The 14,507-nt window shown below is 30.8% G+C and carries 14 protein-coding genes and 1 pseudogene; 1 reads left to right on the plus strand and 14 read right to left on the minus strand.

What is annotated here, in order from left to right; translation table 11 throughout:
- Positions 1–290 precede the first annotated feature (290 nt).
- The 5 genes from LQ615_RS05060 to LQ615_RS05080 form a co-directional block, all read right to left on the minus strand.
- Positions 291–1,367: a M42 family metallopeptidase gene (locus tag LQ615_RS05060; RefSeq protein ID WP_064204954.1), complete on the minus strand. Its 1,077-nt coding sequence runs from the start codon at positions 1,365–1,367 to the stop codon at positions 291–293.
- 182 nt (positions 1,368–1,549) lie between these two features.
- Positions 1,550–2,275, minus strand: coding sequence for a GTP pyrophosphokinase (locus tag LQ615_RS05065; protein ID WP_017001096.1), 726 nt, complete (start codon positions 2,273–2,275; stop codon positions 1,550–1,552).
- Positions 2,276–2,501: 226 nt separating this feature from the next.
- The gene (locus tag LQ615_RS05070) at positions 2,502–2,909 is read right to left on the minus strand and encodes a hypothetical protein (protein ID WP_017001097.1); all 408 of its coding nucleotides are present in this window, start codon (positions 2,907–2,909) and stop codon (positions 2,502–2,504) included.
- Positions 2,910–2,961: 52 nt separating this feature from the next.
- Complete coding sequence (locus LQ615_RS05075; RefSeq protein WP_239704014.1) at positions 2,962–4,125, minus strand: ABC transporter permease; 1,164 nt, start codon at positions 4,123–4,125, stop codon at positions 2,962–2,964.
- Entirely contained in the window at positions 4,112–4,804 is a 693-nt protein-coding gene (locus tag LQ615_RS05080) for an ABC transporter ATP-binding protein (RefSeq protein WP_239704015.1), read from the minus strand. The genes LQ615_RS05075 and LQ615_RS05080 overlap by 14 nt, the downstream gene beginning before the upstream one ends.
- Positions 4,805–5,183: 379 nt before the next feature.
- On the opposite strand from LQ615_RS05080, the pseudogene LQ615_RS13565 reads away from it, so the two are divergent.
- A pseudogene (locus tag LQ615_RS13565) lies at positions 5,184–5,459 on the plus strand (transposase); the annotation flags it as partial.
- A gap of 420 nt (positions 5,460–5,879) precedes the next feature.
- On the opposite strand, the gene LQ615_RS05085 reads toward LQ615_RS13565, so the two are convergent.
- The 9 genes from LQ615_RS05085 to LQ615_RS05125 form a co-directional block, all read right to left on the minus strand.
- Positions 5,880–6,281, minus strand: a complete 402-nt coding sequence (locus tag LQ615_RS05085) for a PTS sugar transporter subunit IIA (RefSeq protein ID WP_182093701.1) — start codon at positions 6,279–6,281, stop codon at positions 5,880–5,882.
- Positions 6,282–6,307: 26 nt separating this feature from the next.
- The gene (locus LQ615_RS05090; protein ID WP_017001103.1) at positions 6,308–7,165 is read right to left on the minus strand and encodes a PTS system mannose/fructose/sorbose family transporter subunit IID; all 858 of its coding nucleotides are present in this window, start codon (positions 7,163–7,165) and stop codon (positions 6,308–6,310) included.
- Positions 7,152–8,039: a PTS mannose/fructose/sorbose/N-acetylgalactosamine transporter subunit IIC gene (locus tag LQ615_RS05095; RefSeq protein WP_017001104.1), complete on the minus strand. Its 888-nt coding sequence runs from the start codon at positions 8,037–8,039 to the stop codon at positions 7,152–7,154. The genes LQ615_RS05090 and LQ615_RS05095 overlap by 14 nt, the downstream gene beginning before the upstream one ends.
- Before the next feature lie 17 nt (positions 8,040–8,056).
- On the minus strand, positions 8,057–8,536 hold the full coding sequence (locus LQ615_RS05100; RefSeq protein ID WP_064204948.1) for a PTS sugar transporter subunit IIB: 480 nt from the start codon (positions 8,534–8,536) through the stop codon (positions 8,057–8,059).
- Positions 8,537–8,564: 28 nt separating this feature from the next.
- The gene (locus LQ615_RS05105; protein WP_239704016.1) at positions 8,565–10,349 is read right to left on the minus strand and encodes a glycoside hydrolase family 35 protein; all 1,785 of its coding nucleotides are present in this window, start codon (positions 10,347–10,349) and stop codon (positions 8,565–8,567) included.
- A gap of 22 nt (positions 10,350–10,371) precedes the next feature.
- Entirely contained in the window at positions 10,372–11,316 is a 945-nt protein-coding gene (locus LQ615_RS05110; protein ID WP_216683635.1) for a tagatose 1,6-diphosphate aldolase, read from the minus strand.
- Positions 11,317–12,252: a 1-phosphofructokinase family hexose kinase gene (locus LQ615_RS05115; RefSeq protein WP_239704017.1), complete on the minus strand. Its 936-nt coding sequence runs from the start codon at positions 12,250–12,252 to the stop codon at positions 11,317–11,319. It lies immediately after the preceding gene.
- 12 nt (positions 12,253–12,264) lie between these two features.
- Positions 12,265–13,374, minus strand: coding sequence for an SIS domain-containing protein (locus LQ615_RS05120; protein ID WP_239704018.1), 1,110 nt, complete (start codon positions 13,372–13,374; stop codon positions 12,265–12,267).
- A 62-nt stretch (positions 13,375–13,436) separates the two neighbouring features.
- Positions 13,437–14,153, minus strand: a complete 717-nt coding sequence (locus LQ615_RS05125) for a GntR family transcriptional regulator (RefSeq protein ID WP_182093697.1) — start codon at positions 14,151–14,153, stop codon at positions 13,437–13,439.
- Between the last annotated feature and the right edge of the window lie 354 nt (positions 14,154–14,507).

The following is a 14,507-nucleotide window of genomic DNA, read 5'->3' on the forward strand; positions in this document are numbered from 1 at the left end:
TTCAATAAATATAAGAATAGGAACTACTTTAAAGAGCTAAGCACTTCCATCTCTAGTTCTTATAATAAATCATAATATCAAGGTTTACAAACAATAGCCATTTAAAAATAAAAAAATATTAATACAAAAAATTGTTTTATTTTAATAATAATTTAGCACTTAGTCATAATAGTAGATGTAGAAGCTGTTGTTAAAGGATTTCGGTTATAAATAAAAAGGATTTCTCACTAGTTTTACTACTAATGATGAAATCCTTTTATGTTAAAAGTCATTATTTATTTTTTGTTCTGTTACCACATGATATCTTTTACAGTATCGTCATTTAATGCTTTAACAATTTCTGCAACAAGCCTCACAGCATTTAAGTAATCTTCTTTATGAAGTACAGAAACGTTAGAGTGCATATAACGTAATGGTACACCAATTGAGATAGTTGGTGTGCCTTCGTTTGCAACATGGATACTACCTGCGTCTGTTCCTCCGCCAGTAATGTTATCCCATTGTACGTCTATATTTTTCTCTTTCGCTACATTTTTAATGAATTTTCTAAAGCCAACATGACCGATATTTGTACCATCCATTAATAATACAAGTGGTCCATTACCTAACTTCGTATCATGATCTTGACCCTTCATTCCAGGTGTATCGTAAGCAATACCTACGTCTACTGCGATTGATAAGTCTGGTTTAATTTTGTTAGCTGCTACTTTTGCTCCACGTAAACCTACTTCTTCTTGTACAGTTGCACCTGAAACAAGGTTAATACCTAATTCATCATTTTTTAGTTCATTTAATACATCAACACTTAAAGCACATCCAAAACGGTTATCAAATGCTTTTGCTGTTAAATAGTTTCCATCACCTAGCTCTTCAAATTCTGAATAAGGCGTTACCATATTACCTATTTCAACGCCTAATTTTTCAACCGCTTCTTTATCACCTACGCCTAAGTCGATGAACATATCTTTAATTTCTACTGGTTTTTTGCGTTCTTCGGGACTTAATACGTGAGGTGGTTTAGATCCAATAATACCTCTTAATTCTTTACCATCATCTGTAGTGACAGTCACTTTTTGAGATAACATAACTTGGTTCCACCAACCACCGATTGGCGTAAACTTAATATAACCATCGTCATCGATACGGGTTACCATAAATCCAATTTCGTCTAAATGACCTGCGATTAAAATTGTTTTAGATCCATCTTTAGCTTTCTTCTTCCCGAAAATACCACCTAAATTATCTTCTACAATTTCATCACTAACCGGTTCTAAATACTCGCGCATTTTAGATTTAACATTGTATTCATATCCAGAAATGCCATTAATGTCTGTTAATGTTTTTAATAATTTTACTGAATCAGCCATTTTACTTCCCCCTTAATATTTTTTCAACATTTCTATTTTATCATTCTCTTTAACAAAAGTGTTATGAGAAGGATTGATTTGATTGATTTTTCAGTTTTTTTAACAAAATATTTTTCTGAATAATAAAATACACCCCAATGTTAAATTTCTCATCTAACTTTGAGGTGTATTAATCCATATAATTATTCTGTTTCAATAAATGTACTCTTATAAATTTCATTGTTCATTTCTTGCATTTTTCTTTCAACATTAGTAATTTCAGCTGAACATTCTTTTAGTTTGTCTTGGTATTGTTCTGTTGAAATATGTGTGTTTTTGTATCTAAGCTTATGTTCTAAACTTGCCCACATATCCATACCGATTGTTCTAATTTGAATTTCCACTGGCGTCACTTCTACCCTTTCAGCTAAAAATACTGGTATAGAAACTACTAAATGCAAACTTTTATAACCGTTTGGCTTAGGATTATTAATGTAATCTTTTCTTTTTAATAATTTAATATCTTCTTGTCTTAGTAGCAACTGTTCAATCGTATAAACATCCTCTAAATAATTGCACACTACACGAATACCCGCTATATCTTGTAAATTATCGCGAGCTGACTTTGCGTTCAATGGAAAACCTTTTCTCTTTAACTTTTTGACTACACTTGGGAATTCTTTAACCCTTTTTTCCATATGATGGATAGGATTATGTTTGTAAGCTACCTGAAATTCATCATCTAAAATTTTGAGCTTTGTACCAATTTCTTCTAAAGCCGAAGCGTAAGTATGTTGCAATTCCACAAAATTAAATAACTCTTCCATCGCTTGTTCCGTCGTTTGAGGCCTCTCAATTTCATTCAAATGATTTGTGAACTCTTTTTTCAACTCAGTTAAATTAATTGATGGTTTTCTTTCTATATACATAGATATTCTCCTTATATTTTTAAATAAAAATATATTTTCTTAGTATTAATTATATCATTTAAAAATTTTACATCAAAGAATGAGAGGCTGAGTTCTATGATTATTTGGCTTAACGGAGCTTAGTTTTCACTAACAACAAGTTGTTTACCGTTTGTTTTTAAAATGTAACTAAGCTAACAAATACCGTCTTTTTATTAGGTATTGGGTATAATATAGAGAGTTACTTTTAAAATCTTCCTAAGTTAATTTTTCTTATTATTTTTATTATTAATACTACAAAGGAAGACAATAAAAGCTCTTGAATAAAGAAGCCTAAATATGTTGTAAATTTAATAGTTTTATTAAATTCAAAAATTGATGTGCTAGATTGAACTGTATTATTTTCAATAACATCCATTGGTGTTACTAATAATAATATATACATCATAATCGAATATAATATTGAACCTACAATTATATAGAGCCAAAATAATTTCTTTCCACTTGCACCCCTACCTATAAATATTGCTAATAAAAATGAAGGTATTAATTGTACGAAAAGCATATGTTGAAAAATATTTAAATTATTTATGAATATTAAGCTAAATGCTATTTCTAGCATTAATATAAATATAATTATTGAATTTATTTTCATTAAGCTTTACTCCTTAGATGTAACCTATAAATAATATTTCACATCAATATCATTATTTTAGACCTTCGACAACATTCTTATTTGCAGCAACCATAGCAGGAATAATACTAAATAGTATTCCAAAAATAACTGTAGCTAAAAACGTTATGATAATTTGTAAAATAGTTAGACTAGCTACTAAACCTATCATATTCATTAAAAAGATAAATATTAATGTTAAAACTATACCTGCTATACCACCTATAGATGAGAGTAGTGTACCTTCAATGATATATGATACTTGTATATCGCTCTTTTTTGCTCCTAGAGCACGTCGAATAGCTATTTCTTTAGAACGCTCACTAATTGACGAAAGCATAGCATTCATAACTCCAAATCCCGCCACAAAAATTGAAATGCTTGAAAGTAGTGCAATGAAGTTCAATATTGTTTCTGTCTGTGTTTTTGTTTCTTCATAAATACCTTTATTGTCTGTATATGTATAACTTCCAGTTCCCTTATATGTTCCATTTTTATCTAGAAAACCTAATGCTTTATTTATGTCTGTTTGATTTTGTGTAAATATAATCATTTCATCATAATAGATTTTATTTTGCATAATATCTTTCTTTGTTTGTTCTGTAACTATTAACGAGGGTAGTAATTCATTAATAGTAGATGCTTTATAAATTGTACTTATTTTATAGTTTTTATTTTTAATTTTTATATTGCTATTAATAAATTTCTCTATATTATTTTGACGAGTTAGATCTATTAATGCCTTATCACTTATTGCTATTTCATTTGATTTATCCTTTTGTCCCCCTAGTTTCTTTCCCTTCAAGACCTTTGGCATGTTCACTTCGTTTTTCTTTAAATCTTCTAATGTTCTATAGCTGAGAATTTGTTTAGAGGTACCTAAGAATACATTCACCTTTGTTCCGTAAGAACTGGATACTAATTGAGCTTTAGTTTTAATTAACTTTTCTATTGAGTTTTTATCTTCTTCTGTAAATCCTGTAGGTTCTATAACATTTTCTCCTACATAATTGAGTGTAGTTTGTTCTTTCTCTAATTGAAGATTATCTGATAAAGACTCATTGGTAAATTCACTACTTGCTTGTACAATTAGAACAACAAAACTAGCAATCGCTAAAGCTATAGCTGTTAAAATACTTTGTCTTTTATTTCTTAATAGTAATTTGAATACATCTTTAAATACGTTAATAATTTTCATCGCACACCCCTAGCTCTGAATAAAGTAACCCATCTTTCATAATGTATTTTTTATTTGATAATTGAGCTACTGTCGGATCATGTGTCACTAATATTATTGTCATACCTTCTTCATGAATACCTCTAAATGTATTTAATATTAAATTACGATTCTTTTCGTCTAGAGATCCCGTAGGCTCATCTGCGATAATGAGGCTAGGTTTATTTGCTAAAGCTCTAATTATCGCAACTCTTTGCTTTTGCCCACCAGATAAGTTACAAGCATACTCGTTTACTTGTTGCTCTAAATTTAATTTCTTTATCAAATATTGAATGTACTCTGTATTAATTTTTGTTTCAGAATATAAAGATGGTAAATAAATGTTTTCTAACACTGTGTACTCATCAATTAAATTAAAATTTTGAAAGATAAAACCAATTTTCTGGTTTCTAAATTTTGACAGTTTTAAATCACTTGTTCTATTGATTTCTTTTTCTTCAAATAAGTATTCTCCAGAAAAATCTACATCTAATAACCCTATAATATTTAATAATGTAGACTTACCTGACCCTGACTTTCCTACTATTGAAACAAAGTCACCTGCATTTATATCTAAAGAAATTCCTTTTAAAACGTTTAAGCTTTGCTTACCATTTCGGTATTCTTTTGTTATATGATTTAATTTTATTAATCTCTTCAAATTATATCCTCACTATAAATTAATAATATCCAAGCTCTAATAAAAATATTTTTTCTCACAACAATATTTTATTTAAAAAATAATATTGCGTGAATCTCTTTTCATAATAAATTAACATATTTAACCAATTATTATTAATTGTAATGTTAGTTTGTGCTACTGTTAATAACTTTGACAGGATAATTCTTAAATGAATGATGGTATCTATATGCTAGCACCTTAATCGTGATTATTTTTAAACTTTGGATTTCAACAAAAAATTGAATAAAAAGAGATTTTTACTGTTCACTCAGGATGATTTCTAGGCAAGTTAGTAGAAATATTATAGGAAGGATTATTTTTTAAATACTAGTGGAATATAGCTTTGTCTATAGATTGTTTCTGTTGCAAAGTCAAAAATTATCCTAAGTATTCAGAAACTTTAAATATATTAGATCAGAGCTTCGAAGACGTCATACAGTTTTATAGATTTCCAGCACAACACCCTAAGAATATACGAACTACTAATTCTATTAAAAATATAAATATGCAACTTAAAAAAGGGAAAGTCATTAAGACTTTCCCTATCCTATACTCAGCTTTTAGATTAATTATTGCATTATTCATGGTTATTCAAGAAAATCTAGATAATACTAAAAGAGCCTTAACGGGCTAGATATTTTACTCTTGCACGTTACATTTTCTAACAGGCTTGTGAGTTTAAACAAGCATGTTAGCACGATATAATTCATGATTTCAATGTAATTTTACCCTAAAACAAATATAAAAAGTGCTCTAACGTGCAAGAAACTATAGACAAGCTCGTTACATTTTCTAACGGGCTAGTGAATCAAAACAAGCACGTTAGCGCAAAATAATTCATGATTTCAATGTAATTTTACCCTAAACAAATATGAAAAAGTACTCTAACGGGCTAGACTTTTTCAACAAACGCGTTAGTGCGATCTTTATATCACTTATATTTAATACATCTTAATACACGTTTCTACTAAATCGAAAAGTTTGCCAGCTTTATCTTTAATTTTGAGCAAAAAAGAGCTTGGGACCTCTATCCCTAGCTCTAAAATTATTACTTTTATTCATCTTCTTCACTTTCAGATTCGTTTATTATATCGTTTACTTTTACGATTCCTTTTCTTCCTTTATAGATATAATCTACTTCTTCATTAATCATTTGGCCATTTAGATAACTTATTATCATAGGTAAGTTCATTCCTGTATATAGCTCTAGTTCTTCACCTTGCATAATAAGTTTACTTATTATATTTGCTGGTGTGCCTCCAAGTATATCTACAAAAACTACAACATCATCATCTTTATCAATATGTTGCGTAAATTTGCTCTCTAAGTCTTGTGGTCCGTCTTCTTCTAATAATGATACTGTGAAAATATGTTCTTGAGGACCTAATATCATTTCAACACTGTCTTTAATACCTTCACAAAATTTTCCGTGACTTACTAAAATTAATTTCTCCATAATTATTTATCTCCTTTAAATATTTATTAACTTGGAGTAATAATACCTAATGCTGATAGAATGATTGATACAATTAGCACAATAAATATAGCTCTTGTAGCATTCATATGTTTGCGTCCAAGTAACCAATAAATACTTAATGCAATAATTAACGGTAATAATTTAGGTAAAATCATATCAACGTTTTCTTGAATATCAATAGTTACATCACCAATGGTTGGTTTCCAAGCAAATTCAACTTTTACTATGGATGCTACTAGTGCGCCAACCATAAAGACCCCAAGTAATGTCGCTGCGTTTGTTAATGTTTCTAATCGATGTTGCATTGTCGTAACAAGTGATACCCCTTCTTTATATGCATATCCTAGCTGTTTCCATCTGAAGATCACAATAGCTACCGTTGCAAATATCCATATTAGTGCTCCGACTGGATTACCTTGTTGTGCCATGTTACCTGCTAAAGCCCCAAAAATAGTAGGTATTAAAGAAGCAAATAGAGAGTCACCTACAGCAGCAAAAGATCCCATCAATCCTACTTTCATCCCTTTTACTGTGTCTTTAGCTTTATATTGTTCTTCTTCTTCCATTGCAAGGTCAATACCTGTAATAATAGTATTGAAGAAATTACTCGTATTGAAAAACTGAGAATGTATTTTCATCATTTCTTTTAATTCAGGCGAATCGTCTCCGTAAATTTTTCTTAATTGAGGTAAAATGATGAATAAATAACCGCTACCTTGCATACGTTCATAGTTCCAACCTAATTGGTAAAACAGTAAACTGCGTCGGTTAATTTGGTTAAAGTCTTTTTGAGTTAATTGATACCCTGTAGAAGATGGCTGTATTTGTTCATTATTTTCTGGTGTATTATCAAAGCTCGTCATCGTCTATCTCCCCTTCCTCGTCATCTGCAGAAGCACTATTTTGAGTAGGCGATGGCTTTTCAGTATTGCGTTTATAATCTATAGCTGCTAATGAAAAACCAATAAGTGCTACAGCTAACATTGGTAAACTAGATTCTGTAAAATCGAATTTTTTAGACATACCTGACACTGCGTTACCAACACTATTAACACTAGTAAATACTGTGGAGAATATTGCGGTAATAATAAAACCTAAAATGAAATAAGGAAAATGTTTTTTGACTGGTAAATATCTTAATAATATTGCAAAACCTACAGCCGGCAACACTGCCCCAGCTGTCGTTAATCCATCCCCTAACCACTTAAGATCTGTGTTTAAATAATTTACTACTGGTCGTACTACATGGGCGCCAAAAGCTAATGCTAGAGCTACTGGAATCATTCTAGATAACGACCACGGAATTATTCCGAATAGAAAATTCCTCTCTATCGCTTTGTAATTCATATTCTCAATGTGTGTATCAATGCGATGTGCAAAAAATGTATTAGTCATACGTGCTAAAACATCCATTTGAATCATTAAACTGGCAACTGGTATTGCTAAAGTTGATAAAGCTTGTTGTGTATTCATATCTAGTGCAACTGAAAATGCTACAGCTATTATAGTACCTGAGTTCGCATCAATTTTAGAAGCGCCCCCGAATGTACCAACTCCTAAAACAACTAATTGCATACCACCACCGATTATTAATCCCGTCTTCATATCTCCCATTATCAAACCGGCAATTAACCCCGCAAATACGGGTTGGTTCAGTGTATTGAACTGTAATTCATCTAATATTTGGTAACCTGCATAAATCGATAAGAAAATCACTTGCCACCATAAGATATCCATGATTCATCTCCCCTTTATTATTTATTGAGTAGAGACATAAAGTTAACTGCCTCATCGTTAGGCACCATCTGTGAAACAATTTTTAACCCTTTATCATTCAACTTTTTGAAAACATCAATATCTGTATCAGTGACATTAATAGATTTTGTTAATGATTGAGTCTCTTCTGTTTGAGACATGTTACCAACATTTAGCTCATCTAATTTCACGCCATGTTCAAGCAATTGTAAGAATCTGTCTGGTTTCCTAGCAATAACCATTAAACGTTGAGAATCGTATTTACCATTATTTATATTATGAGCAGCTTTTTCTATCGGTAAGACACTTAATCTAATTCCCGATGGTGTCGCAAGTTTTAAGCTTTGTTTATCAATATCACTTTGTGCTACTTCATCGTCAATGACTAAAAAGCGCGTAATATTTAATTTTGTAGCCCATAAATTAGCTACTTGTCCGTGGATTAATCTTCCGTCAACTCTATTTGCAATGATTGTCATAATTAATTACCCCTTTGTTTTGAATAAGTTAGTTATCTATTTTATTATCAATTGTTATAGGTGATTTCTTTAAATTAATAGTTGAATTCGCTTTATTTTCTGTCTCAAAAATAACGATTTCATTTTCTCCAACATTTAAGAATGATTTGGAAATATAAAGTGATAAAGTAGGACCAATTTCCCAGTATCTACCTATATTAATTCCATTAACTAGAACTACACCTTTACCAAACTGTTGCATATCTAAATATGTGTCATAAGTTTCTTCAAGATTAAATTTATAACGATGAAATGAAGGTATACCTTTTATATAATTTTTTTGAAAATGTTCTGACCTTAATTTATTGAATTGAATATCGAACTGTTCATAATTCTGAACAAAATGTAAATCTTGCATTAATCCTTGTCCAAGCCCTTTACGTTGAGTGCTAGAAAGTAACTTATGACCATAATTTACACGCCCCATATTTTCAACTAAAACATCAATTTGAGGTTGATCATTTTGTAATTGAACTTCAATTTGTGCTCCTATTTCATCTTGATACGCTACATGTTCTAATTTATTATCGATAAATAAATGTATTCTATCTCGAGCATCGATTATTCTTAAATTCTCTTTGTGACTTTCACGTTTGATATGAGTACGATAAACAAAGTATCCATAACCATCTCCTGCTTCCTCCATAGTTTGAGGGTATTTAGAAGTTGTTTTGATTGATATATCATCTAAAATTTCAAATAGACTTACTTGATCTGTTACTTCTATATTATTGATTTCCATAAATTCTCGATATTTAGGAGGGCGTTGTTGGATATCGTTCTTTTCGTTTTTTACTAAATTTTGTAATGCAAAATATTTATCAGTAGGATTACCTGATTCATCAAGTGGTGCATCATAATCATATGATGTGATTTGTGGTAAATCTGTGTTGCCACGTGCCGAACTGCCATTCCAAAATCCAAAATTGGTTCCACCATGGAACATATATAAGTTAATATGACCATCTCTAATTGCTATTTTTACATCATTGATTAAATCATCCGTATCACGTTTAATGATTTCATCGCCCCAGCGGTTAAACCAGCCATCCCAAAACTCCATACACATTAATGGCCATTTCTTCGAATATTCCTCTTGAAAATTTTTAAGATTATTAAAGTTTTCATGCGTTCGAGAACCAAAATTCCCAGTCACTAAAATATTTTGATCAATCATGCTTCCAGCACTTAAGCACTGGTTCCAAGCTCCATCTGATGTAAATAATGGAACTGTAGTACCTCGCTCTAACATTAAATCTTTTAAGCGCGATAAATATTCTTTATCTTGACCGTAAGAACCATATTCATTTTCAACTTGCATCATAATAATCGGTCCATTTTCGTCAATTTGTAGAGGCGTTAAAATTTTAAATAATTCATCATAATACTTAGCAACTTTTTCGATGAAACTTTCATCTGAAGAACGTATACGCATATATCGATAATTTAATAACCATGCTGGTAATCCACCAAATTCCCACTCTGCACAAATATACGGTGAAGGGCGAATTATAACGTATAACCCCAATTCCTCAGCTATCTTAATAAACCGCTTTATATCTTTGTTTCCTGTAAAATCATATTCATCCTCAATTACTTCATGAAAATTCCAAGGTACATACGTTTCTACTGTATTAAACCCTAAAGATTTTAAGTTATATAAACTTTGATACCAATCCCCGCTTGGGATTCTAAAGTAATGTATTGCACCAGATAATATTTGTAAAGGACGTCCATCTAAATAAAATGTTTCTGAAATTTCGAATCTACTCATTAATTGCACTCCCGTTTTAAAGTTATTTGATTGGTGTAGCGTTAATTTGGTTAACTTGATTTAATGCTTTCAAGTTTTGTAAACCTATATCATTTAACCATTTTTCTGAAGCATCCCATCCATCAGTAACTAAAGTTTCAGTAGCACCTTTCCATGTAGCTCGACCACATAAGACACCATTAAATTTCGAACCAGAATCTTTAGCAAATTTTAAACTTTTGTTAAATAAGTCAGCCGAAATACCACCACTTAAGAAAATATAAGGAAGGTTTGTGCTATTGTTTTGTTCTTCAAAGTATTGCGCCGCCTCTTTCTGTGTGTATACAACTTCTTTATCTCCTAATCCTTCTACATAGTTCATGTTTACAGGTGTTTCTACTTTTAATACATCAGCTTTATAACGTGGTTCGCTAAATGAATTCATTGCACGAATAACTTTGTTCGGTCTTAATTTAGCAAATTCAGGTCCTTTTTCATCAGTAATATGACTATCATAAGTCAATATTTCTAGTAAGAACGGCACATCTTCTGTCTCGCATTCGCTACCGATACGCTCCACAAACGCCTTTTTCTTATCGTTAATCTCATCAGACTCATCAGCATCGTAATAAATCAAAATTTTTATAGCATCTGCACCTTTTTCTTTTAATTTTTGCACTGATTGATTTTCAATAAGTCTTGGTAAACGTCCTGGCACACTTTTTTCATATCCTGTTTGTTCATATGCAAGAATTAACCCTGCATCTTTATCTTTTTTTCGCGCCGCTTCCATCCCATATTCTGGATCCAATAATATACTAGAACCATAAGGCGTTAATATTTCTGAAACTAGGCTTTTAAATGATGAAATGTTTTCTTCATTTGCATAATCTTTCAATAACCTTTCCAAAGCGCCTCTTTGGTCAATCGCAATAGCTGAAAATACACCATTTTCATCTAATAATTTACTCAAATCTTTTTTTGTCATTTATAACAACTCCACTTTAATTTTGTTAGCAAACTCTTGAGCTTGTTCTGGATTGATATGACCTGTTTCTTTTTGTGTTGCGTTAGACATACCACATGATAGTGCTAAACGTATTATTTTTTCATTTTCGTTATAAAATTTTTCCATACCAAATGCAATACCAGCAACTGTGGCGTCACCTGAACCTACAGAGTTCTCAGCTGTAATTTCAGGTATTTCTGCTTTGTATATTTTATCTTTTAATTTAACTATTGCTCCCTTATCTCCAAGAGTGACAAACACATCTAAATCATTAAATAATGTATGCGCTTTCAATAAGTTGTAAATTTTTTTGTCACTCAGACTTGATTCTTTTACTAACGTTTTAAATTCTTCTTCATTTGGTTTTATACAGTGTACCGGTGCTTTCGTTTCTAATATATCTATTAATTCTGACGCCCTTATATCTAAAATATTATAACTATCGCTCGAATTTTCTAAAATGCTTTTAACATGATTCTTTGGTGTATTGCCTTGTAATGCAGGTGTACTTCCGCTAATAGCCATAACATCTATATGATTATGATTCTTTTGAAAATTATCTAGATAATCATGTTGTTCATCTTGTGAAATTTCAGGGCCTTGCTCAAGTATTTCTGTTTGTTTCGAGCCATCGTTAATAGCTATACACTGGCGGGTACTGCCTTTGATATGAGTAGCAATTGTCGGTATACCTATTTCATTCAGTTGTCTTTCTATCCATTGGCCATTTTCTCCACCCAAATAAGTATGAGCTTTTAAATCTGCTCCGAGCTGCAATAACACTTTGGAAACATTTAACCCTTTTCCGCCCGCATTTTTAATTGTTTGAACAGGTCTGTGTACGTTCCCTAACTGTAATTGCTCAACATTGTAAGTGATATCTATGGATGGATTAAAAGTATGTGTGATAATCATGAAATACCTCCATTATTCCTCAAAGTCATAAATTGTAACGCCTTTAACAACGCGGTTAATAAAACCTGTAGGACTCGGATTGTCAGGATTCAAACCAAATTTAATAGACTGCTTGCTTGCTAACAATTGACCAAATATGAGATAAGTTAAAGCTAATTCGAAGTCATTGAAATCTTCAGCATTATTTAAAGCAACCGCTTGATTGGAATCATCATTATTAGGCCCTAAAATAAGTATTTGATAATCTGGATTACCACTTTCTATTTCTTTAATTAAGTCCTTTTCGTATTGACGACGGTATGAGTGATTACTACGCAATAGTATAAATATTGATTCTTTACTCAGCCCTGCTTTTGGACCATGCCTAAATCCAAGTGTTGTTTCACGTGATATACCAATCTGACCACTAGTTAATTCATTTAACTTCAAAGCAACTTCACGTGTAAGCTCACCTATAATCCCAGTACCAACATAAAATACTTTTTTGTAATCATATCCAGAAATTTTGTCAGCTAATTCATCGATACTATCAAATGATTTTTCAGCTTTATCATAAAAGTCGTTGGACACTTCGCCGCCAAATAACAAATATGCTGATAAAAGCATAGAAGAAAAACTTGAAGTCATAGCAAGTGATTTATCATTTGTTTCCTCAGGTAATATAATTTTAAAAATATTGTCGTTTTCATATGTACCTAAAAAACCATCTTTATTATTCGTAATAAAGATATGAAACGCTTTATCTGCTAATTGATCAGCTATTTCAATTGTCCCTTTTGTTTCTGGACTATTTCCTGAACGAGCAAATGATACAAATACATAAACAGTTCCCTCTTCAATAAATGAAAGTGGATTAGTTACGAAATGAGTTGTAGAGACATTCTCAAAATCCCAACCTTCACTAAATTTATTTGATTTAGCTAAGCGTAATATATCGCCTACATATGCTGAAGAACCTGCACCAGTAAAATAAACTTTCACAGGTTTACCATCCGCATGTTCATTAACTTTATTTACAAAATCAACGAACTCCTGTTTAGATGAGGCTACAATACCTTCTGTTTCTTTCCATATTTTTGGCTGTTGCCTGATTTCTTTATAAGTATTTGTTTCATTCAACATATAAATCCTCCTAATTGGTCATGTTGTCATAACCAGTATTGTTAAATTATATACCGTTAAATCTAGCCAATTAATTTAACGGTATATTTGTAATCTTTTGCTTTGGCAACCGTTTCAGTATATTCAATAATGCCTTCTTCAATATAACTAAAGCGCTCTATAAACATGCAAGTATCGTTTATATCTGTTTCTAAATATTTAGCTTGTGATTCGGATAATTTTCTTGCAGTTAAATTTTCATACGCGCGAATAATTTGGATATCATAGTATTTATCTAATGTGTTATATAAAGAATGGCTATTAAAATCGAATTTTTCTAAACCCTCGCAAAACTTAACTGGTAAATAACTCGTTTCATAAATCAATGGTTTGTCGTTGGCTAACCTTAAACGACGTAATTCATAAACTTCTTGATGTGGCAGTATCCCCATTTTCTTTTGTAAATGTTCTGTAGAAGCAATTTTTTTAAGGCTTAACATTATCGTGCTTGGTTGGTCTCCATTCTTTTCTATCTCATCTTTAAAACTATAAAGACTATCTAGCATTTGATTGTACTGACTGCCTAGTACGATAGATCCACGTCCATGTTCTCGTCTAATATAGCCTTCTTCTTCTAGAAGTTTTAGAGCTTCTCTTATAGTTATACGGCTAACATCATATTGCGAATATAAATTTCGTTCAGAAGGTAATTTTTCTCCTTCTTTGTATTGACCATTTTGAATCTTATACTTTATGTCTTTATAGACTTGAAAATATAAAGGTGTATTTAAGTTTTTCATTTTTTCTCCTTGCTGGTTATGACCACTTTTAGTTTAATACTTTTAAAATTAAATGTAAAGTCACATTATTTTTCTCATATTTCACCAAGCTTTTGAATTTTAGCTTAAAATAATATTGTTGTTTTTTGATTGATTATGTTTATTTATAATAACAAATTTTTTTGAAATGAGTAACTTTTTCATAAAACACATTATAATAATATTTTTTCACACCAAAACATAAAGAATCAATACTTATAGAAACACCGTTATAAAGCCTCTCAATCGTATAAAATTATATATTAAAAATCGCTCGTCATTGTTTCAATAAAAATATTTATTGCATAAAATTAATTGAAAATTCAAATTTCTATG

This window comes from Mammaliicoccus sp. C-M13, assembly GCF_022386845.1.
GTDB classification, from domain to species: domain Bacteria; phylum Bacillota; class Bacilli; order Staphylococcales; family Staphylococcaceae; genus Mammaliicoccus; species Mammaliicoccus lentus.